19 protein-coding genes are annotated in these 21,350 nt (G+C 66.2%); 9 read left to right on the top strand and 10 right to left on the bottom strand.

All coding sequences use genetic code 11. The features are described from left to right. Positions 1-20 precede the first annotated feature (20 nt). The 3 genes from ACP7AB_RS15605 to ACP7AB_RS15595 all read right to left on the bottom strand — a co-directional run bounded on the left by ACP7AB_RS15605 (position 21) and on the right by ACP7AB_RS15595 (position 3,629). Entirely contained in the window at positions 21-1,184 is a 1,164-nt protein-coding gene (locus ACP7AB_RS15605) for an acyl-CoA dehydrogenase family protein (RefSeq protein ID WP_425992611.1), read from the bottom strand. Positions 1,185-1,357: 173 nt separating this feature from the next. Next, positions 1,358-3,142 (bottom strand): acyl-CoA dehydrogenase C-terminal domain-containing protein, encoded by a 1,785-nt coding sequence (locus tag ACP7AB_RS15600; RefSeq protein WP_425992609.1) that lies wholly within the window; start codon positions 3,140-3,142, stop codon positions 1,358-1,360. A gap of 4 nt (positions 3,143-3,146) precedes the next feature. Continuing rightward, the gene (locus tag ACP7AB_RS15595; RefSeq protein WP_425992607.1) at positions 3,147-3,629 is read right to left on the bottom strand and encodes a MerR family transcriptional regulator; all 483 of its coding nucleotides are present in this window, start codon (positions 3,627-3,629) and stop codon (positions 3,147-3,149) included. Between the two features lie 202 nt (positions 3,630-3,831). Between ACP7AB_RS15595 and ACP7AB_RS15590 the strand changes: the two genes are divergently transcribed. Then, complete coding sequence (locus ACP7AB_RS15590) at positions 3,832-4,020, top strand: DUF2256 domain-containing protein (RefSeq protein WP_425992606.1); 189 nt, start codon at positions 3,832-3,834, stop codon at positions 4,018-4,020. Here ACP7AB_RS15590 and ACP7AB_RS15585 read toward each other — a convergent pair. The 4 genes from ACP7AB_RS15585 to ACP7AB_RS15570 form a co-directional block, all read right to left on the bottom strand. Further along, positions 3,989-4,429, bottom strand: a complete 441-nt coding sequence (locus ACP7AB_RS15585; RefSeq protein WP_425992604.1) for a DoxX family protein — start codon at positions 4,427-4,429, stop codon at positions 3,989-3,991. The genes ACP7AB_RS15590 and ACP7AB_RS15585 overlap by 32 nt on opposite strands. 352 nt (positions 4,430-4,781) lie before the next feature. After that, entirely contained in the window at positions 4,782-5,018 is a 237-nt protein-coding gene (locus ACP7AB_RS15580) for a helix-turn-helix domain-containing protein (RefSeq protein WP_303696755.1), read from the bottom strand. Between the two features lie 8 nt (positions 5,019-5,026). Then, a complete protein-coding gene (locus tag ACP7AB_RS15575) occupies positions 5,027-5,548 on the bottom strand; it encodes a DUF2975 domain-containing protein (protein ID WP_425992601.1) in 522 nt (173 codons plus the stop codon). A 110-nt stretch (positions 5,549-5,658) separates the two neighbouring features. Beyond that, complete coding sequence (locus ACP7AB_RS15570; RefSeq protein WP_425992600.1) at positions 5,659-7,122, bottom strand: protein adenylyltransferase SelO family protein; 1,464 nt, start codon at positions 7,120-7,122, stop codon at positions 5,659-5,661. Between the two features lie 351 nt (positions 7,123-7,473). On the opposite strand from ACP7AB_RS15570, the gene nhaA reads away from it, so the two are divergent. The 3 genes from nhaA (at position 7,474) to ACP7AB_RS15555 (ending at position 12,152) form a co-directional block, all read left to right on the top strand. Next, the gene (gene nhaA, locus ACP7AB_RS15565; RefSeq protein ID WP_425992598.1) at positions 7,474-8,685 is read left to right on the top strand and encodes a Na+/H+ antiporter NhaA; all 1,212 of its coding nucleotides are present in this window, start codon (positions 7,474-7,476) and stop codon (positions 8,683-8,685) included. A gap of 234 nt (positions 8,686-8,919) precedes the next feature. Next, positions 8,920-11,535, top strand: a complete 2,616-nt coding sequence (locus ACP7AB_RS15560; protein ID WP_425992596.1) for a TonB-dependent receptor — start codon at positions 8,920-8,922, stop codon at positions 11,533-11,535. 434 nt (positions 11,536-11,969) lie between these two features. After that, positions 11,970-12,152 carry a hypothetical protein gene (locus ACP7AB_RS15555; RefSeq protein ID WP_425992594.1) on the top strand — a complete coding sequence of 61 codons (183 nt, stop codon included), beginning with the start codon at positions 11,970-11,972 and terminating at the stop codon, positions 12,150-12,152. A gap of 60 nt (positions 12,153-12,212) precedes the next feature. Here ACP7AB_RS15555 and ACP7AB_RS15550 read toward each other — a convergent pair whose 3' ends face one another. Together ACP7AB_RS15550 and ACP7AB_RS15545 are read right to left on the bottom strand one after the other, a co-directional pair. Further along, positions 12,213-15,299, bottom strand: a complete 3,087-nt coding sequence (locus ACP7AB_RS15550) for an efflux RND transporter permease subunit (protein WP_425992593.1) — start codon at positions 15,297-15,299, stop codon at positions 12,213-12,215. Between the two features lie 9 nt (positions 15,300-15,308). Further along, positions 15,309-16,469, bottom strand: coding sequence for an efflux RND transporter periplasmic adaptor subunit (locus tag ACP7AB_RS15545; protein WP_425992591.1), 1,161 nt, complete (start codon positions 16,467-16,469; stop codon positions 15,309-15,311). Between the two features lie 221 nt (positions 16,470-16,690). Here ACP7AB_RS15545 and lepA point away from each other — a divergent pair, with 221 nt between their 5' ends. The 5 genes from lepA to ACP7AB_RS15520 all read left to right on the top strand — a co-directional run bounded on the left by lepA (position 16,691) and on the right by ACP7AB_RS15520 (position 20,786). Then, positions 16,691-18,499 (top strand): translation elongation factor 4, encoded by a 1,809-nt coding sequence (gene lepA, locus ACP7AB_RS15540; RefSeq protein WP_425992589.1) that lies wholly within the window; start codon positions 16,691-16,693, stop codon positions 18,497-18,499. Between the two features lie 112 nt (positions 18,500-18,611). Continuing rightward, positions 18,612-18,839, top strand: coding sequence for a DUF433 domain-containing protein (locus ACP7AB_RS15535; protein ID WP_425992587.1), 228 nt, complete (start codon positions 18,612-18,614; stop codon positions 18,837-18,839). Then, on the top strand, positions 18,836-19,162 hold the full coding sequence (locus ACP7AB_RS15530; RefSeq protein WP_425992586.1) for a DUF5615 family PIN-like protein: 327 nt from the start codon (positions 18,836-18,838) through the stop codon (positions 19,160-19,162). Before ACP7AB_RS15535 ends, ACP7AB_RS15530 begins: the two co-directional genes overlap by 4 nt. A 120-nt stretch (positions 19,163-19,282) precedes the next feature. Beyond that, positions 19,283-20,230, top strand: coding sequence for a hypothetical protein (locus tag ACP7AB_RS15525; RefSeq protein ID WP_425992585.1), 948 nt, complete (start codon positions 19,283-19,285; stop codon positions 20,228-20,230). 7 nt (positions 20,231-20,237) lie between these two features. Beyond that, on the top strand, positions 20,238-20,786 hold the full coding sequence (locus ACP7AB_RS15520; RefSeq protein WP_425992583.1) for a fasciclin domain-containing protein: 549 nt from the start codon (positions 20,238-20,240) through the stop codon (positions 20,784-20,786). A 78-nt stretch (positions 20,787-20,864) separates the two neighbouring features. On the opposite strand, the gene ACP7AB_RS15515 is transcribed toward ACP7AB_RS15520, so the two are convergent. After that, positions 20,865-21,254 carry a NaeI family type II restriction endonuclease gene (locus tag ACP7AB_RS15515; RefSeq protein WP_426046185.1) on the bottom strand — a complete coding sequence of 130 codons (390 nt, stop codon included), beginning with the start codon at positions 21,252-21,254 and terminating at the stop codon, positions 20,865-20,867. Positions 21,255-21,350 lie beyond the last annotated feature (96 nt).

Raw genomic sequence — 21,350 nt, 5'->3', positions numbered from 1 at the left:
CTTCAGAGGACCGAAGGTGGCTACAGCGAGCGCGCGATCAAGACCTTCATGATCTCGTTGGTGCCGCCGTAGATGCGCTGGACGCGGGCGTCCTTGTAGAGCTGGGCGATGGGGTATTCGTTCATATAGCCGTAGCCGCCGTGCAGCTGGAGCATCTCGTCCAGCACCTCGCCCTGGATGTCGGTGACCCAGTATTTGGCCATGGAGGCGGTCACGGCGTCGAGCTGGCCCTTCAGGTGCAGGCCGATGCAGTGGTCGACGAAGACCTTGGCGACGGTCAGCTTGGTCTTGACCTCGGCCAGTTTGAACTGGGTGTTCTGGAACTCCAGGATCGCCTTGCCGAAGGCCTTGCGGCCCTTCACATACTCCAGCGTCTCGTGCAGGCCGCGCTCGCAGGCGGCCAGACCCTGAACAGCGATGTTCAGACGCTCCTGGGGGAGCTGCTGCATCAGCTGGATGAAGCCCCGGCCTTCCTCGCCGCCGATGATGTTGTCGCCGGGGACCTGGACGTCGTTGAAGAAGAGCTCGGAGGTGTCGTTGCCCTCCATACCGATCTTGTGGAGGTTGCGGCCGCGCTCGAAGCCGCCCGCGCCGTCGGTCTCGACCACGATCAGGGAGGTGCCCTTGGAGCCCTGGGTCGGGTCGGTCTTGGCGACGACGATGATGAAGTTGGCCAACTGACCGTTGGTGATGAAGGTCTTGGAGCCGTTCACGACATAGCCGTTGCCGGACTTGATGGCGGTGGTCTTGATGCCTTGCAGGTCGGAGCCGGCGCCCGGCTCGGTCATGGCGATGGCGCCGACCAGTTCGCCGGTGGCCAGACGCGGCAGCCAGCGCGTCTTCTGCTCCTCGGTGCCATAGTGCCAGATGTAGGGCATGACGATCGCGTTGTGCAGCGAGATGCCGAAGTGGTCGGAGCCCTTCCAGCCGAGCTGACGCATCAGCACGACCTCGTGGCGATAGTCGCCGCCCATGCCGCCGTCTTCCTCGGGCATCGACAGGCCCAGCAGGCCCGCCTCGCCGGCGTCGTTCCACAGCTGCCGCGGGACGCTGGAGTTGGCGATCCACGACTGGACCGCCTCGGGCGCGGCGTGCTCGTCGATCCATTTGCCGACGCTGTCGGAGAAGAGGGTGATCTCCTCGTCCTGCATGAAATCGGGTTCGGGGACGTTGAGGACGTTCATGGTCTCACTCGATCATCTCCCTCCCCCTGTGGGGGAGGGTGGCCGCGCAGCGGCCGGGTGGGGGCGTCAAGGCGAAGCGGACACCGGCGTGTGGATCGCCCGGCCCTCCCCACCCGGTCGTCGCTACGCGCCGACCACCCTCCCCCGAGGGGGAGGGTGAGGCGGGTGCGTCCTCAGAACGCCTCGGCGGGCATGGCCATGAGGACGTCGGAACCCGTCTTGAGCTTGGCCAGGTGGGCGTGGGCGTCCGGCAGGATCCGCTCGACGAAGTAACGGCCCGTCTGCAGCTTGGTGACATAGAAGGGGTCGGTCGATCCGGCGTCCACCTGTTTCTGGGCGGCGACCGCCATCTGGGCCCACAGATAGGCGAGCGCCGTCAGGCCGAAGATGTGCAGATAGTCTGTCGAGGCGGCGGCGGCGTTGTCCGGGTTCTGCATGCCGTTCTGCATCAGCCACATGGTGCCGTCCTGCAGCTTCTTCTTGGCGTCGGCGAGGCCGTCGACGAAGGGCTTGATCGGGCCCTCTGCGCCATTCTCGGCCACGAAGGCGTCAATGTCGGCGAACCAGCTCATGATCGCGCGACCGCCGTTGGCGGGAAGCTTGCGGCCCACCAGATCCAGGGCCTGGATGCCGTTGGCGCCCTCATAGATCATGGTGATCCGGGCATCACGCAGATACTGCGACGCCGCGAAATGCTCCGTATACCCCGAACCACCGTGCACCTGCATCGCCAGCGAGGCGACGTGGAACCCCTTGTCGGTCAGATAGGCCTTCAGCACCGGGGTGATCAGGCCCATATAGTCATGGGCCTTCTGCGCTTCGGCGGCATCGTCCGAATGCTGAAGATCGGCCTGGAGCGCGGTCCACAGGGTGAAGGCCTGGCCGCCCTCGACGAAGGCCTTGGCCTCCAGCAGCATGCGGCGCACGTCCGGGTGGACCATGATGGAGTCGGCCGGCAGTTCCGGGCTCTTGGGGCCGGTCAGCGAACGACCCTGCAGGCGGTCATGGGCGAACTCGACGGCGGCCTGGTAGGCGGCGGTGGCGATCGACAGGCCCTGCAGGCCCGTGCCGAGGCGGGCCTCATTCATCATCACGAACATGGCGGCCATGCCCTTGTTCTCGGTCCCGACCAGCCAGCCCTTTGCGTCCTCATAGGCCATGACGCAGGTGGCGTTGCCGTGGATGCCCATCTTGTGCTCGAGGCCGGCGCAGGCGGCGCCGACGTTGCGTTCGCCCAGCGAGCCGTCCTCATTGACGAAGACCTTGGGCACGACGAACAGGCTGATGCCCTTGATCCCCTCCGGCGCGCCCTCGATGCGGGCCAGCACCAGATGGATGATGTTGTCGGTGAAGTCGTGCTCGCCCGAGCTGATCCAGATCTTCTGGCCGGTGATGTTGTAGCTGCCGTCGCCGTTCGGGATGGCTTTCGTGCGGATCAGGCCCAGGTCCGTGCCGCACTGGGGCTCGGTCAGGTTCATGGTGCCGCCCCATTCGCCGGACGCCATCTTGGGCAGATACATCGCCTTCTGCTCAGGCGAACCGTTGGCGTTCAGCCCCCAGTAGGCGCCCGCCGTCAGGCCCGGATACATCGAGAAGGCGGCCGAGGCCGCGGCCGTGAACTGGCCGAACGCCATGGCCACGACCGAGGGCATGCCCTGGCCGCCATGCTCGGGCAGGGCCGAGAGGGCGGGCCAGCCAGCCTCGACCATCGCGTGATAAGCTTCCTTCCAGCCGGTCGGGCCGGTGACCTTGCCGTCGACCCATTTGCAGCCTTGCTGATCGCCGATCCGGTTGATGGGGGCGATGACCTCCTCGGCGAATTTCGCCCCCTCCTCGAGAATCTGCTGGACCAGATCGGAGGAGACATCCTTGAAGCCGGGCGAGTTCGAATAGCGGTCGATCTCCAGAACCTCGTTCAGGACGAAGGTCAGGTCGCGGACAGGCGCCTTGTAGGCCATGGGGTCAGGCTCTCAGCTTGAACGGATGATGGGCGTGTTGGTCGAGGTGCTGGCGCAGCACCGAGGCGTATTCCTCGGCGCCGGGCAGAAGGTCGGGGCGCTGTTCGGACAGGCGGGATTCCATCGCCACGCAGGCTGCCTCGGCCATCTCAATGGCGGCGTCGAGGTCATCGCGTTGCTGCTTCAGGGTCTCGATCTGCGCGCGGTGGCGGGCGAGGGCGATGGCCATCTGATGGGTGTTGCCGTCGTTGCGGTCGTACAGATCCAGCATTTCCTGGATCTCGGTCAGGGTGAAGCCGATGCGGCGGCCGCGCAGGATCAACTTCAAGCGGGCGCGGTCGCGGGCATCATAGACCCGGGTCTGGCCCTTGCGGGCCGGGGTCAGCAGGCCCTTGTCCTCATAGAAGCGCAGGGCGCGCGCAGTCGCCCCGAACTCCCGGCAGAGCTGGCGGATCGAATAGGTGCGATGATCGTCGGCGGTCGCCATAGGTCGACATAACCCAAACTTGACGCGCACGTAAAGGGAAGCTTTTGCCTCACCCTTATCCGTGCACCCCGGCGAAGGCCGGGGTCCAGATGGAGCTTGCGGCGTTCAGAACCCGCTCCCGGTGCTACAGCCCTGCCGACCGTGACCGTGATCTGGACCCCGGCATGCGCCGGGGTGCACGGTGAGGGGGATAGGGAAGAGTATGGCGCGCAAGCATGTGAACGACGGCGGCACCGACAAGCGCGATTTGCCGCAGAAGACATGCGTCTGCTGCGGCAAACCTTTTGCGTGGAGAGCCAAATGGGCCCGCGACTGGGAGCAGGTGAAATTCTGTTCCGAACGCTGTCGGCGTGTGGGAGTCAGCGGCGGCCCAGCAGCACCGGGATCGTGATCGCAAGCAGTGCCGCGTTGGTCAGGGCCAGGCCGATATCCAGACCGGCGGCGTGAACTGACAGCATGACGACTTCCAGTGCGGTCAGGCCGGCGGCCGAGATCAGCAAGGGCCAGCGGCCGAGCTTCCACGACACCAGCGGAGCCAGCATGCCGAGCGCCAGGACGATTTCGACGATGCCGACGCCGCGCACCAGGTTTTCACTGACCAGAGCCGGCCAGTTCATCAGGGCGACCAGGTTATACAGCGGCTCGGTCAGCTTGGCGTAGCCGGCCGCGAAGAAGAACATCGCCGCCCATCCCTGGAGGGTCCAGAGCGCGAGATTGCGGTAACCGGCGACCGCGCGAGCGCGGGCGGCGGAGACAGGGGCGCGGCCGGTCGTGGGGGAGGGGGTGAAGGTCGTGGACATGGCGTTTTCGATTTCGTCGGGGAGGACGGGTGAATTGGTAACAGTGGCTAGATCAGATCGAACATCGGCTTCCGCAAGGGTCGCAAGACGCACCGTAACCGAAGGTGATGAAGAAGCTGTGCCTTAGCTACGGGGCCGTAGCGTGGCGGTATTCATACAAGTCGGTAATCCCGGAGGGCCGCCGCCTTGAGGACAGATATGGCAGAGCTGACCAAAAAGTCATCAGCCGTAGACATCAATTGATGACATCAGGTGATGACTTAATGTTTCACGTGGCCAAAATGCCGCTATGACGGGGTTCTGAGGCAGCTGAACCGCGTGGTCCCGGCGCGAAGGGCCAGAGCGATCCGGGTCACTCTTCGCCCCCCTCCGCGGGCGGCTGCGGGCCCGGCGTGTTAGCCAGCAACTGGCCCGGCTGACAGCCCAGTTCGCGGCACAGGGCGTCCAGGGTGGAGAAGCGGATGGCGCGCGCCTTGCCCGTCTTCAGGATGGACAGGTTGGCGATGGTGACCCCGACCCGGTCACTGAGTTCCGTCAGCGACATGCGGCGTTCGACGAGCATCTGGTCGAGCTGAACAATTATGGCCATGGGGCGCCTCAGACCGTCATCTGCTGGTCGTCGCGCATCGCCGCGCCCTGGCGGAAGACCTCGGCGAGCATGAAGACGATCAGGATGCCCAGCCAGGCGCCGAGATCGACCGAATAGTCGAGGTCGTCGATGATCCCCTCGGGCACGGTCCAGGCGAGGATGAAGGCGCTGATCTGCACCCCGATCAGACCGAGGCCGACCCCCTGCAGGCGTCCGACATTGGCGCGTTCGAAGGCGTCGCCCTGGTTTACGGCGAGGAACATCCGGCGCAGGCGGTTGAGGACCCACCAGGTGCTCAGGGTGGCGACGAAGGCGGCGAGGAAGGTGGCGCGCCCGTTGAGCATCAAGGGGCCCCAGCCGGCCTCGTTGTCCGCGAGGCTATCGATGAAGCCGGCGCCGAAGTCCGGCATGACCAGAGACGCTGCAAGCATCAGGCCCGTGGCGATCACGGCGAAGGCCACGACTATGTTCACGAACCCCAGGACCCAGCGCAGGACGCTGGCGACGGAACGACGACCGATGAGCTTCACTTGACGACCTCCACGCCGCGATATGTGCGGCCATGTCGATAGTCGATATGGGTTCATTGATTATCGATCAAGAATATTCTCGATAAACGATATGAAACTTTCGTAAGATTTCAGGCGCGGGCCGTGCGGGTCGCTTCCAGCCGGGCCAGTTTGTCGTGCAGGGGGGACCAGTCGTCGGCGGTGTCGATCGCGGACCAGAGCGTTTCGACCTCGTCGATCAGCATCTCTTCAGGATCGGGGTTGGCGAAGATGGAGTGCTCCAGCCGCTCGGGCCGGTCGGGCTCGTGCTCGAACAGGGCGAAGCGGAAGGCGTCGAAGGCCTCGCCCTGCCATTCGCTCGCGCGCGGACCGGCGAGGGCGCGGGCCGAGGACGAGAAGCCAGCGAACCAGTCGTGGAACAGGGGCTCCCAACGGATCGCCTCCCCCTTTTCGCGCAGCAGGGCCAGGGTCGTATCGAGCAGGCGCTGATCGGCGGCCTCGCCGAGGCTCTTCACGCCGAGCCGGTCCAGGAAGGCGGCGCGCAGCTCGCGGATATAGGCCGGACCGAAGCCGTTCAGAGCCTCGGTCAATGCCAGAACCTGGGGCTCGGCGTCGTCGACCAGTTTCAGACAGCCGGCCAGCTGGGTCAGGTTCCAGAACACGGCTTCCGGCTGGCGCGCGAAGGCGTACAGGCCCTGGCTGTCGAAATAGGCGGCGGTGAAGCCGGGCTCGTAGGACGGCAGGAACCGCCACGGGCCGTAGTCGAAGCTCTCGCCCGTGACGTTCAGATTATCGGTGTTGAGCACGCCATGGACGAAGCCGGCGGCGATCCAGCGGGCCGTCAACCGGGCCGAGGCGGCGACGATTGCGGCGAGCAGCCCGGGCGCGTCTCCGGGGGCGACGGCGGGGTGATAGAGGGCGCGGACATGCTCGGCCAGGGTCTCGATCTGGTCGGCGCGGCCGAAGAAGGCGGCGCGCTGGAAGGTTCCGAAGCGGACGTGGCTATGTTGAAGACGGACGAGCACGGCTGAGCGGGTGGGGGAGGGTTCGTCGCCGCGTTCCAGATGTTCACCGGTCTCGATCAGCGACAGGGCGCGGCTGGTCGCAACGCCTTGGGCCTCCAGCATGGCGGCGGCCAGGACTTCGCGGACGCCGCCCTTCAGCGTCAGCCGGCCGTCGCCGGAGCGGGACCAGGGTGTTGTGCCGGAGCCTTTTGTTCCCAGGTCGAGAAGACGACCTGGAAGCGCGCTACCGCTCGCGACGCGGTCGCTCGCTGCTTGAGCGCGGATTGTTTCTCGCATCTGCGCCGCCAGGAAGCCGCGCCCGTCGCCGAGGTCGGGGTTGTAGGTGCGGAACTGGTGCCCGTGATAGCGCATGGCGACCGGGCCGGGCTGGCCGGGCAGGGGCTGGAACCGTCCGAAATGGGCGATCCATTCGGCGTCGGTCAGACTATCGAGCCCCACGGTTGCGGCGGCCCGGTCGTTGCGGACGCGCAGGATCGTCTCGGGAAAGTCGGCGGCCCGGACGGCGTCTGAATAGGCCTCGCCCAGATCGAAGAAACGGGGTTCAGGACGATAGGCGGGACCAGTGGGCATGGGCCGCAAATGGACGTCCGCGGTCTCGGCTGCAATGGCGGACGGGGTTGGCGGTGTTCGCGGTTCCGGCCTCGAAGACGCTGCGGTTCGAGATCGCGGTAACGGCGCCCGGGCCCCAACCAGCCGAATGCGGTCAATGCGGCGCGGGGTGATCGCTGCAAAGACAGCCCAGGGCGACAAACGCCCTCTGGCGGCGAGATCGGATTGAACTCACGAGGCTTGACGGTATTCTATCATCAGAGATCAGGCCTGCACGGCCAGGCTGGCGTCGTCTCCGGATGACGAACCCGGTCCGGCGTTCGTCGATAACCGGACGCCACGGAACACACCCTTCCAGATCCGGAGGCCGCCGTGGCGCGCAAACTGACATTCGATTTCCTCAAGACCGAGGCCGCCTCGGGCGCCGTGCTGGGGCTGGCGGCCATCGCCGCCCTGGTCGTCGCCAACTCGCCGCTGTCCGAGGCCTATTTCCACTGGCTCAAGAGCGAGCATCTGTTCCAGGCGGGGCCGCTGCAACTGGAACTGTCCGTCTCGGAGTGGATCAAGGAAGGCCTGATGGCCGTCTTCTTCCTGGTGGTCGGGCTGGAGATCAAATACGAGATCCTTAAGGGCGAACTGAGCGATCCGAAGAAGCTGGTGACCCCCGTCGCCGCCGCGCTGGGGGGGATGCTGGCGCCCGCAGGCCTGTATCTGCTCGTTTCCGGCGTCCTCGGGGGGGCGCACGAGGGCTGGCCCATTCCATTGGCCACCGACATCGCCTTCGCACTCGCCGTCTTTGCTCTGGTGGGCAAGGGGCTGCCGTCGTCGTTGAGGGTTTTCCTGCTGACCCTGGCCATCGTCGACGACCTCGGCGCGATCGCCCTGATTGCCGTCCTGTTCAGCACCGGCGTGGACTGGATGCTGGTGGGCGCGGCCAGCGTGCTGCTGCTCGTCGGTTCGGTGATGTCGTTGCGCCGGATCCCTGCGCCGGTCTGGGTGCTGGGCTTCGCCCTGGTCTGGTGGCTGAGCGTCAAGGCGGGGCTGAGCACCTCACTGGCCGCCGTCGCCTTCGCCGCCATCGTGCCGGTGTCCCCGCGAGCCGCTGACAGGCAGAGTCCCCTGAAGGAAGCGATGCACGACCTGCATCCCTTTGTTGCCTATCTGGTTCTGCCGCTGTTCGCCTTCGCCAAGGCCGGGGTGTCGTTCGCGGGCCTGTCGATCGACCAGATGTTCGCGCCTCTGGTTCTCGGCGTCGCCGCCGGTCTGTTCATCGGCAAGCAGATCGGCGTCATGGGCGCCGCCTGGCTGGTTTCGGCCCTGAAACTCGGAGCCCGCCCCAGTGGCGCCAGTTGGCTTCAAGTCTACGGCGTTTCTCTTCTTTGCGGCGTCGGCTTCACCATGAGCCTGTTCATCGGCGCCCTGGCCTTTCCCGGAGCGGTGGACTCGCCGGAACAGGTCGAAGTCAAGCTGGGCGTGATCCTGGGCTCGGTGCTTTCGGCGACTCTGGGCGGGATCGTTCTGTCGATCGCGTCGAACCGGAAGCGAGCCTCCAGGGCTTCCTCCAAACCGATTACTGAATCCTGAGGCGCGAATATTGACCTAAGGTCATCACGTTATGTCGCTTTCGCGTCACACAGGGCGCTATCCCAAGGCTGAAACATGGCGTGAGCCCTGCGTTCTCCTTGTCGCACTGTGCGGCTTGCACTACGAAAAACCCACGAGAATCCGACGCCCCGTAAGAAGGGTGCGGGTTGGGAATCAGGAAACGCCGCGATGCGCTCCGAGAGGAGGCGTCGGGCCATGAGCCGGGAGCCATCCATGCGTCTTACTCAATTTCTTCGTTGCACGGCATCCGCCGCCGTTGTCGGCGCGGTGGCCTTCGGTTTCGCCGGGGTCGCCTCGGCCCAGGACGGCCAGGCCTCATCGGTCGACGACATCATCGTCACCGCCCAGAAGCGTGAGCAGAGCCTCCAGGACGTGCCGATCGTGGTCACCTCCCTGTCGGCCGAGGCGCTCGAAGACGCCGGCGTCAAGGACATCAAGGATCTGCAGATCCTGACCCCCGGTCTGACCGTCACCTCGACGACGTCGGAAGCCTCGACCACCGCCCGTATCCGCGGCGTCGGCACCGTGGGCGACAACCCCGGCCTGGAAAGCTCGGTCGGCGTCGTGATCGACGGCGTCTATCGCTCGCGCAACGGCGTCGGCTTCGGCGACATCGGCGAACTGAGCCGCATCGAGGTGCTGAAGGGACCGCAAGGCACCCTGTTCGGCAAGAACACCTCGGCCGGCGTCATCAACATCATCACCGAAGCCCCGTCCTTCACGCCGGGCTATAGCGCCGAGTTCACCGCCGGCAACTATGGCTCGCTGGGCGCCGCCGGTTCGATCACCGGCCCGATCAACGACCAGGTCGCCATGCGCCTGTACGCCGCCCGCCGCGTGCGCGACGGCTTCTACAATGTCGATACCGGCGACGGTCCCCGCACCGAGACCGACGACGCGAACGTGGACTTCTACACCCTCCGCGGCCAGCTGCTGGTTCTGCCGAACGACTCGTCTTCGGTCCGCATCATCGCCGACTACACCGCCCGTGACGAATACTGCTGCACCGGCGTTCAGGTCCGCACCGGTCCGACCTATCCGTTCATCGACGGCGCCTCGAACGGCACGGGCCAGCGCCCGCCGGCCGCCGGTTTCGGCTTCCTCCCCTTCTCGCGTGACGCCTTCACCAACCGCGCCACCGATCAGCAGATCGAGGACAAGGGCATCTCGGCGGAAGCCAACATCGACATCGATCAGTGGAACGCCACCTTCACCTCGATCTCCTCGTTCCGCGACTGGAAGGTCCAGAACGGCCAGGACGCCGACTTCACCGGCGCCGACATCGCCTACCGCGTCAACGACGGCCAGTTCGGCGCCGGCGTCCGCAACATCACCCAGGAATTCCGCCTGGCGGGCGCCACGGACAGCCTCGACTGGCTGGTCGGAGTGTTCGCCACCCGTGAGCAGGTCAACCGTCACGACAGCTTCTACCTCGGCGCCGACTACGCTCCGGTCCTGTCGTTGCAGCTGACGGCGCCGTTCGCCGGCCTGGGAATTCCGACCAGCGGCACCTCGATCGGTTGCTTCACCCGCGCCGGTCAGACGGTGACACAGATGCAGCAGTGCCTGGGCACGTCGGGCGCCCTGTTCGGTACGGGCCCGACGCCGGTCGCCGGCCAAGCCCTGCGCGACGAGTACCAGCAGCAGTCGGACTCGGTGGCCATCTTCACCAACAACTCCTGGCACGTCACCGACCAGTTCGATGTGACCCTGGGCCTGCGCTACACCTACGACAAGAAGACGCTGGACGGCCTGCAGACCAACGTCGGCGCGTCCTCGGCCACCTGCGCCGGCGCCCTGGGCAACTTCACGACCCTCGCCACCCTGGTCGGCGGCGGTAACCCGGCCGCCGGTTCGGCCAGCGCCGGCGCCATTACCGCCCGCCTGTGCCTGCCCTGGACCAACCCGTTCTTCGCCAACCGCACCGTCCGCGAGAGCGCCAACGACGGCACCCTCAGCGGCACGGTCAAGGCGGCCTATCGCCTGAACGACTCGGTGCTGGTCTATGGTTCGTATGCCCGGGGCTACAAGAGCTTCGGTTACAACCAGGATCGCGTGCAGGCAACGGTTCCGCCGACCCCGCAGGCGTCGCTGTTCTTCCCTTCGGAGGACGTCAACAGCTACGAACTGGGCATCAAGACCACCCTGTTCGATCGCTCGATGCTGCTGAATGCCACCTACTTCGACCAGAAGTTCGAGAACTTCCAGCTCAACACCTTCCTCGGCACCGCCTTCGTGGTTGAGTCGATCCCCGAACTGACCTCGCGCGGCGTCGACGCCGACTTCATGTGGTTCACCCCGGTGGAAGGCCTGAGCTTCGCGGGCGGCGTCACCTACACCAAGGCCGAGTACGCCAACTTCACCGCTGCTAACCTGACGAACCCGGCCAACTTCCCGGGCCTGTCGCTGCTGCCAGGCGCAACACCGTCGTTCGCGCCGGAATGGTCCTTTGTCGCCGCCGTCAACTTCAACCGGTCGATCGGCAATGGCCTGACTGCTGGCTTCAGCCTGCAGGGCAAGTACATGACCGAGTACAACACCGGATCCGACCTGCTGCCCTTCAAGATGCAGGACGGCTTCGGCACCGTGAACGGCCGCATCACCATCGGTTCGGAAGACGAGCGGTGGACGCTGGAAGCCTGGGCCCAGAACCTGACGGATGAAGAGTACGTCCAGGTCGCCTTCAATGGCTTCCTGCAGGGCAGCGGTTTCCAGACCACCGCCCAGCCGAACGGGACCTTCTACAACCCGGCCGGCGACACCCAGACGATCAACGCCTTCCTAGGGGCCCCGCGCACCTTCGGCGCGACGCTCCGCCTCAAGTACTGAGACCGGCGAAAGCCGGAAAGACCGAGCCGGCCGGGGGCGACCCCGGCCGGCTTTTTCTTGCGCTCGATCACACACACGCCATGAGGTGTTGAACGCGCTCCGCGAGTGTGATCGATGGGGTCGAGCGACCGTCCAGGCGGATGGCATTCCCTATGACGCGATCGACATCGTCGGGGCTCTGGACGGCCTTTCGCCACTGGACTGCGCGACCCTGCGTGTCGCGGGCCCTGGTCCCGGCGCAAGGGCCTGATCGTTCGAGATGGAAGCGCTTCACGCTTCTGTCGAAGGCGTGAATCAGGCTCTCGCTGATATCTGGAGCAGGATTCACGGCATCAGCGGCATCGCGAAGCGATTCCTCCTCAGCCGATCCTGCTCCAGGCAGACGGCCCTCTGGCCGAGCGCTCGCATCATAGATCGACGACCGGCTGAAGGTCGTGAAACGCAGGCTGGATGCGGCCGATGGACCGATGCGGGTCGCGCTCGAGGCTTGGGGGACCCGGGCCCTGGTATGGCTCCTGCCGTTTCGGGACCGGCGCCTCACTCCCGAACAGACGATCCGCCGGCTGTTCACCCTGTCGCAGGCGCCCACGGGCATCGACATCCCCGAACCCCGCTGAGGCTCCGGCACTCGATCCCATGGCCTGCTCGAACGGGGCTGATCCCGACCGCGCCCCCGCTCACTCGGCGGGCGCGGTCTCGCCTGCCTGGGTGTGGTGCTGGCCGGCGAACATCCCGCCCAGTCGACGCCGGATCCAGCCCGAGATGTCGTCGATGATGGTGAAGATCGGCGGGATGAACAGCAGCGACAGGAAGGTCGAGGAGATCAGTCCGCCCACGACCGCTATGGCCATCGGTTGACGGAACTCGACGTCGGCGCCCCAGCCCACGGCGACCGGGATCATGCCGGCCCCCATGGCGAAGGTGGTCATCAGGATCGGTCGCGCGCGCTTGTGCGCCGCGTCCATGATCGCGTCGATCCGCTTCATGCCCCCCTGCTCGGCGATGACGATGTAGTCGACCAGCAGGATGGAGTTCTTGGCCGCGATCCCCATCAGCATCAGCACCCCGATCAGGGACGAGATCGAGAAGCTGGACCCGCCGATCATCAGGGCCACGAAAGCCCCGCCGATGGCCAGCGGCAACGAAGCCATGATGGTGATCGGATAGGCGAAGCTGCGGAACAGCAGCACCAGGACGGCGTACATCAGCAGGATCCCGGTCAGGAAGGCGACGGCAAAACCGCTGATCATCTCCTGGATGAACTCCTGGTCGCCGGCCGGGACCTGACGCACGCCGTCCGGGAGGTTCTGGACCGAGGGCAGTTTCTGGACCAGCACGCCGGCTTCACCCGAACGGATGCCGTCGAGTTCGGCCGTGATCGAGGCGATCCGCGAACGATCCTGACGCAGCACCTGTGAGGGACCGGCGCCGAACTGGATGTCCGCTACGGCGCTCAGCGGCACGGCGCCGCCATTCGCGGTCGGGACGCGCAGGTTCTCGATCACCGACAGGTCCTCGCGGGCGTCGCGGGTCAGGCGCAGACGGATCGGCACCTGACGGTCGCCGAGGTTGTATTTAGGCAGGTTCTGGTCGACGTCGCCGATGGTGGCGACGCGGACGGCCTGGGAGATGGCGCTGGTCGAGACGCCCATAAGGGCGGCCTGATCCGGACGCGGCGTGACCAGAATCTCGGGCCGCGCGATCGAGGCGGTGTTGACGACGTTGGCCAGGCCGGGGACCGTGCGCATCTCGGCCTCGACGGTACGAGCTGCGGCCACCAGGGCCTCGCCGCTGTCAGACAGGATCGAGAAGGTATAGCTGGTGCCGTCCGAAGGGCCGCCGCCCTGGTTGGCGATGCCTGCGCCGATGCGGGCGCCCGGAATGTCCTTCCAGCTGTCGACCATGGTGCGGGCGAACTCTTGCTGGCTCAGGTCGCGATCACCTTTGGGCAGCAGGTCGGCATAGACGCTGGCCTGGTTGACCTCCTGTCCGCCGATGGCGGCGAAGACAGATGTGACCTCGTCCCGCGCGCGCAGGTCGCCGGTCAGGCGCTGAACGACCGCGTCGGTCTGGGCCAGGGTCGCGCCTGGCGGCAGTTCAACCGAGAAGCCGGCCCGAGCCACGTCGCCCGAGGGCTGGAACTCGAACGGCACGCGAGGCGCGACCAGCAAGGACGTGGCGAGGAACAACGCAGTGCCTATCGCGAAGACCTTCCAGCGGTTCCTGAGGCTCCAGCTCAGCGACTTCAGATAGCCCGCCATCCAGAACGGGTCCCTGTCCTCGTGCTTCTGGTGCTTCAGCAGATAGGCCGCCATCAGCGGCGTCAGGGTTCGCGCCACGACCAGCGAGAACGCCACGGAGACGCAGGCCGCCAGGGCGAAGGCTTTGAAGAACTGGCCGATGATGCCCGGCATGAAGCCGACCGGCGCGAAGACGGCGATGATGGTTGCGGTGGTGGCGACGACGGCCAGGCCGATCTCGTCGGCGGCCTCCATCGAGGCGTTGTAGGGCGATTTTCCGTCCCGCATGTGCCGGACGATGTTCTCGATCTCAACGATGGCGTCATCGACGAGAATGCCGATGGTCAGGGACAGGGCCAGCAGGCTGACCACGTTCAGGGACTGACCCATCGGTCCCAGCACGGCGAAGGCGGGGATCAGCGACAACGGCATGGCCATGGCGGTGATGAAGGTGGCCCGCCAGTCGCGCAGGAAGATGAAGACGACGATGACAGCCAGGACAGCGCCCAGCAGCAGGGCCTCCAGCGAGGCGATGTAACTTTCCTCGATCTGTTCGACGCTGGCCGTGACCTGCTGGATCTCCAGCTGGGGGTTGTCTTCGTCGATCCTGGCCACGGCCTCGCGGACCTTCTCGGCGATCTTGACCTCGGAGGCGGTGCGCGAGCGCAGGAAGTTGAAGGTGATGGCTTCCTGGCCGTTGTAGCGGGCCAGACGCCGCGGTTCGGACCAGTGGTCCTCCACCGTGCCGAGATCGCCCAGCCGCACGGTGCGTCCGCCGCTCAGCGGGACCAGGGTCTCGCGCAGGCCTTCGATCGAGGTCGCGGCGCCCAGGGTGCGGATGGACCGTTCCGAGCCCGAGATGGTGACCCGGCCGCCCGGCTGGTCGGAGTTGACCCCGGTCAGGGCCTGGCTGACCGCGGCCGCCGTCAAGCCATAGGAGGCCAGGCGATCGGGGTCCAGTTCGACGGCGATCTCGCGATCCACGCCGCCTGAACGGTTGACCTCTCCCACGCCCTTGATGGCCAGAAGGGTGCGGCTGATGTTGTTATCGACGAACCAGCTGATTTCTTCCGGCGTCATGGTCGAGGAGCGGACGACCCATGTGATGAGGGCATCGCCGGTGATGTCGATGCGCTGAACGCCGGGTTCCTGCATGTCCTGGGGCAGGTCGGCGCGCAGGCCGCTCATGGCGTTGCGCACGTCGTTGGTGGCGCGCTCGGTGTCGGTGCCCAGTTCGAACTCGATCGTCGTCGAGGAGACGCCGTCCATGACCTGGGAGTTGATGTGGCGCACGCCCGACAGGCCGGAGAGGGAATCCTCGATCAGCCGGGTGACCTGGACCTCCATCTCACTGGGGGCCGCGCCCGGCCGCACGGCCGTGACCGCCACCAGCGGGAAGTCGATGTCCGGATTGTTGTTGATCCGCATGTTGTTGAAGCTGAGCAGACCCGCGATGGTCAGCAGCGTGAACAGCAGGATGATCGGGATCGGGTTCCTGATCGACCAGGAGGAGATGTTCTTCATGGTCAGCCCCTAGCGCGCGGCCGGAGCGGCGGGTGTCGCCGCGGGGGCTACAGCAGTGGCGGCGGTCGCCCGTGCAGGCACGACGTTGACGCGGTCTCCGTCGCCGAGGAAGCCGGCGCCCTCGACGATCACCTGGGCCCCCGCGTTCAGCCCGGTGACCGATGTGCGCGTCTCGGACCGCGACAGGACCGTCACCGGCTGGAAGCGGACGTGGTTATTGGTCATCAGGACGTACACGCCCGAGCGGTTCTCGCGGTACAGGACGGCGGCCGTGGGCACGGTGATGGTGGGCTGGGCGCCCACGTCGATCTCGGCCCTGGCGAACATTCCGGGGCGGAAGCCGCCGCCGGCCAGGGCGATGCGCGCGACTCCCAGGCGGCTCTGTGCGTTCACCTCCGGCGTGACGATGCGAACGCGGCCGGTGGTCTGGCCGACCTGATCAGAAGAGATGGTGGCGGTCTGACCCGCGCGGATCAGGGCCAGCTCGGTCTCGGGCACCTGGGCGTCGAGCTCCAGCCGGCCATCGCGGACCATACGGAACATCTCGGCCCCGGCCTGGACGATCTGGCCCCGGGTGACGCTGCGGCTGATGATCAGGCCGGCGACCGGCGCCCGCAGGGTCGCCTGCGAAAGCCGGGTCTGGGTCTCGGACAGGGAGGCCCGCGCCGAGGCTAGGTTTGCGGTCGAGGCGCGCTGATTGGCCAGAGCCGTATCCAGCGACGCCTGACTGAGGAAGCCGCGTTCCTTCAGTTCCTGCGAACGGGCCAGGGCGGCCTCGTCGCGGGCCAGATTGGCCTCGGCGGTCTGCACGCCCGCCTGCTCCTGGCGCAACTGGGCGCGCAGCAGGGCGTCGTTGAGCTGGACCAGGGGCTGGCCCTGGCGGACATAGGAGCCTTCGTCGACGTAGACGGCGGTCGCGACCAGACCGCCGGTCTCGGCGCCGACCGGCACCTCCTCCCAGGCCGAGACGCTGCCCGAAGCGGTGATGATGCGCGGCTGGTTGGTCACCGCGGCGGACACCACCGTGACGGTCGGGCCGGAAGCCGCCGGAGGGCCGGACTTTTCACCCTTCTCCTCGCCGCCCCCGCCGCAGGCGGCGACGGTCAGGCCCAGGCCGAGGACAAGCGCCAGTGTCGAGGCGCGGAGAAGGCGGGAGGGCGTGGGGGCCACGGAGCGATCCTGTTGTCTGGGCGGGCGAGGGAGCCGCAGGGGAGGTCAACCGGCGATGACATGTCCGGCGAGCAGGGGCCTCATACCGCGTTCAGGCGTCGTCCTCAAACGGCAAGCGTCGCCATTACTGCGATGTAATCCGGGCCGAAACCGGTTGCTGAAGCGGTTCATCAAGACCCGCGTTGGCGCTGTGGGCCCCGTCATGCTAACCGCCCGGCACAATGAAGACGCCGCCCATCGACCGAATCCGCAATTTCTCCGTCGTCGCCCACATCGATCACGGCAAATCCACCCTGTCCGACCGGTTGATTCAATTCACCGGAGGCCTGACCGCGCGCGAAATGTCGGCGCAAGTCCTTGATTCGATGGATATCGAGAAGGAGCGGGGGATCACGATCAAGGCGCAGACCGTGCGCCTGAACTACACGGCGAAGGACGGGCTCGACTATGTCCTGAACCTGATGGACACGCCGGGGCATGTGGACTTCGCCTATGAGGTCTCGCGGTCGCTGGCGGCCTGCGAGGGTTCGCTGCTGGTCGTCGATGCGTCGCAGGGGGTCGAGGCCCAGACCCTGGCGAATGTCTATCAGGCCATCGATAACAATCATGAGATCGTCCCCGTCCTCAACAAGATCGACCTGCCGGCGGCGGAGCCGGAGCGGGTTCGGCAGCAGATCGAGGACGTCATCGGCATCGACGCCTCCGACGCGGTCCTGTGCAGCGCCAAGTCCGGCATCGGCATCGAGGATGTGCTGGAGGCCATCGTCACCCGCCTGCCGGCCCCCAAGGGCGACCCCGACGCGCCGCTGAAGGCCCTGCTGGTCGACGCCTGGTACGATCCCTACCTCGGCGTCGTCGTCCTGGTTCGCGTGTTCGACGGCGTGCTGAAGGCCGGGATGCGGGTCAAGATGATGCAGAACGGCTCGACCCACCTGATCGACCGGGTCGGCGTCTTCCTGCCCAAGAACACCCCCGTGGGCCAGCTCGGCCCCGGCGAGGTCGGCTTCATCACCGCCCAGATCAAGGAGGTCGCCGACGCCGCCGTCGGCGACACCATCACCGACGAACGCAAACCCACCGCCGAGGCCCTGAAAGGCTTCAAGGACGTGCAGTCGGTGGTCTTCTGCGGCCTGTTCCCGGTCGACGCCGCGGATTTCGAGGACCTGCGCGCCGCCATCGGCCGCCTGAGGCTGAACGACGCCTCCTTCACCTTCGAGATGGAATCCAGCGCCGCCCTCGGCTTCGGCTTCCGTTGCGGCTTCCTGGGTCTGCTGCACCTCGAGATCATTCAGGAGCGGCTGAGCCGCGAGTTCAACCTCGACCTGATCGCGACGGCGCCCTCGGTGGTCTACAAGATCGGCCTGCGCGACGGGCGCGAGATCGACCTGCACAATCCGGCCGACCTGCCCGATGTGATGCAGATCGAGACGATCAGTGAGCCGTGGATCAAGGCCACCATCCTGACGCCGGACGAATACCTCGGCAGCGTCATCAAGCTGTGTCAGGACCGGCGCGGCTCCCAGGTCGAACTGTCCTACGTCGGCAGCCGCGCCCTGGTGGTCTATGAGCTGCCGCTGAACGAGGTGGTGTTCGACTTCTACGACCGGCTGAAGTCGATCTCGAAGGGCTATGCCTCGTTCGACTACGAGATCACCGACTACAAGGTCGGCGATCTGGTCAAGATGAGCATCCTGGTCAATGCCGAGCCGGTCGACGCCCTGTCGATGCTGGTCCACCGCGCGAGGGCCGAGACGCGCGGCCGGGGCATGGTCGAGAAGATGAAGGAGCTGATCCCGCCCCATATGTTCGTCATCCCGATCCAGGCCGCCATCGGCGGCAAGATCATCGCGCGGGAGACGGTCCGGGCCCTGCGCAAGGACGTGACGTCGAAATGCTACGGCGGCGACGCGACGCGCAAGAAGAAGCTGCTGGAGAAGCAGAAGGCCGGCAAGAAGCGCATGCGCCAGTTCGGCAAGGTCGAGATCCCGCAGGAGGCCTTCATCGCCGCGCTGAAGATGGACGAGGATTGAGGGGCAGGTCGAGGGCGCTAGCGCCGCGGCTCGCGGAGCCGGGCTGCTTGAGCGGGGACCTGCTGTGGCGGTCCCGGTTCTGTGTCGGGTCAAAATGTGCCAGGATAGGCGTATGAGCGATCTTCTGGCCCGCATCACGATCCGCCCCGAGACCTGTGGCGGGCGCCCCTGCATCCGGGGCCTGCGGATACGTGTCAGCGACGTGCTGGGTATGCTGGCGGCGGGGGAAACCCCGGCCTCCATTCTGGAATACCACCCCGATCTGGAGGCCGAGGACATCTCGGCCTGTCTGGCCTATGCGGCGCGCGAGGTCGATCACGCGGTCATCCTCGCCGCGTGAGGATCATCGTCGATCAGCAGTTGCCGCCCGTTTTGGCCAACTGGTTTCGTGATCAGGGCATAGACGCTGTCCATGTGCGCGATCTCGGCATGACCACCGCGTCGGACGAGACGATCTGGGCCGAGGCGGCGCGGGACGATGCCGTGATCCTCAGCCGCGACGAAGACTTTCTGGGCCTGACTCGCGCCGGTGGCGCACGGCTGGTCTGGATACGCATCGGCAACTGCACCAACGCCACATTGCTGGCCGCGATCGAGGCGAACTGGTCAACCATCCACCAGCGGCTGGAGGCCGGCGAGCGTCTGGTGGAGTTGCGGTCCTGAGACCCCTTGGGCGGCAGAGTTATCACCGCGCTGAAGATGGACGAGGATTGATCCGCCTGCGGATCTTCGGAACACCCGCGATCCGGTAACGTTGTCATCGTCTGGACGAGGAGTCTGACGATGAAACGATCAATCACCCTGACGAGCGCGCTGGCGCTGACCTTGGCCATCTCGGGCGCCGCGATGGCGCAAAACGGGAACGGCAACGGCAATGGCCGGGGCAACGGCAATGGCGGGGGCGACAACGCCCGGCAGGAACGCGGCAACGGTAACGGTGGCGAAAACCGGGGCGGCGGCAACGACAACCGGGGCGGCGATCACGGCCGCGGCGACGACCGCATGGAGCGGCAGGTCGAGGGCCGTATCCCCGACGTTGCCCGCGATATGGCGCGCAGTCAGGACCGGATGGAACGGGACGTCCGCCGCGAGGTCGAACAGCGGGTCGTGGTCGACAATGGCGGGGTGGTCCTGCGTCGCGAGGCCAATCGTGGGATGATGAACGGCTGCCCGCCGGGGCTGGCCAAGCGCGACAACGGCTGTCTGCCGCCGGGACAGGCGCGCCAGATCGAGCGGGCCCAGGATCCCTATAATCGCTACAACTATGTGTGGCGCACCCTGGGCGGCGATGGCGACTACCAGTATCGCGACGGCTATGTGTACCGCACGACGCCGCAGGGCGGCCTGCTCGGATATCTGCCCGTGCTGGGCGGCATCCTGTCGCCGGGCAACACCTGGCCCAGCCAGTACGCCTATCAGCAGCCCCCGCAGTCCCTGTCGCAGTACTACGGCCTGAACGACGGGGCCCAGTATCGGTATGCCGACGGCGTGCTGTACCGCGTCGATCCGCAGACCTCGTCGATCGGCCAGGTCGCCGCCCTTCTGACCGGTCAGCAGTTCAACGTCGGCCAGCGTCTGCCCGCCGGCTACGACGTCTACAATGTGCCCTACGCCTATCGGGACCAGTACGCCGACAGCGCCCGGAGCCAGTACCGGTACAACGACGGCAATGTTTATCAGGTCGATCCCACCACGCAGTTGGTGCAGGCCGTCATCCAGCTTTTGACCTGAGGGACCGATGAATAATCAAAGACTCTGGGCGCTCGCGCCCCTGATGGTCCTTTGCCTCGCGGGGTGCGGGCGGGACGCGGACAAGGCCGGGGCCGACGGCGTCGCGGCGCCCTCGAACCAGACGCTGTCGGCGGCCATCGCCGACGAGGGCGATCTCGACATGCTGGAGGGGGTCGTCAGGAACGGCGGCCTGTCCGAGGTGCTCGAAGGCAAGGGGCCCTATACCGTCTTCGCCCCCGTCAACGCCGCGCTCGGAACCGCAGGGTCCGAGCTGGCGGGCGAGGCCATGAAGGCCCAGAGCGCGGCCCTGCTGCGCGCCCACATCGTCCCCGGCGCCCTGACCCGGGCCGACATTGAGGCCGCGCTGGCGCGCGGCGGCGCCGACGGCGTCCAGATGCGCACCATGTCCGACGGACTGCTGACCTTCTCGAAGGACGGCGAGGTGATCGTGGTGACCGCAGCGGACGGCGCGACCGCCCGCCTGACGGGCGCGGAGACGGTTGTGTCGAACGGGGTGGTTCAGCCGGTGGACGGGGTGTTGGTGAAGGCGGAATAGGAGGCTTTTACAATCGGGAACCGAGGTAAACGTGCCCGCACTCGGCCTAGGGTAGAAGGTGGCGAGGACTATCTGCCGCTAAACGATCTTGTTGGCCGCACGTAGAAGCTGCGCTTCACCGGCGTCTTCTGGTGAAACGGCCATGAACTCCTGTCCGGTTAGATTGTAGCCGAACGTGCGGAGTAGCGGGCCATCTCTGGTGCCAGACAGTAGCGCGACGCCGGTAGGGGCCAGTAAATCTCTCGCTCCCTTGTTGCCTCGGAGACGCTTCATGGGATCGTCTTGGTCGTGCAGGAGTGCTTGAATGACCTTTCGATGGACAATTTTGCGCTGATTCTCAGTAAAGAAAATCGCGGCCCGTCGACTGCCTCCGCGTATGTTTCGAAGTTCTCGAAACCTCGCCATGTCGATTTCGCGCCAGCGGTTGGGCGGCCAGTCAATCTCTGTGACGTGACCCCCGTTTCTCATCCAGCCATAACGAGAGTCCTTTGGTGATCTGAGCCGTGATTGGCTGGGGTGGCAAGAGGCCGGTCTGCGCAGCCATCAACCAGCGCAGCAGGCCGG

This window comes from Brevundimonas sp. TWP3-1-2b1 (genome assembly GCF_049896165.1).
GTDB lineage: Bacteria > Pseudomonadota > Alphaproteobacteria > Caulobacterales > Caulobacteraceae > Brevundimonas > Brevundimonas subvibrioides_B.
The sequence above is the reverse complement of the archived record's forward strand: the minus strand, read 5'-3'. Positions and strand labels throughout refer to the sequence as shown.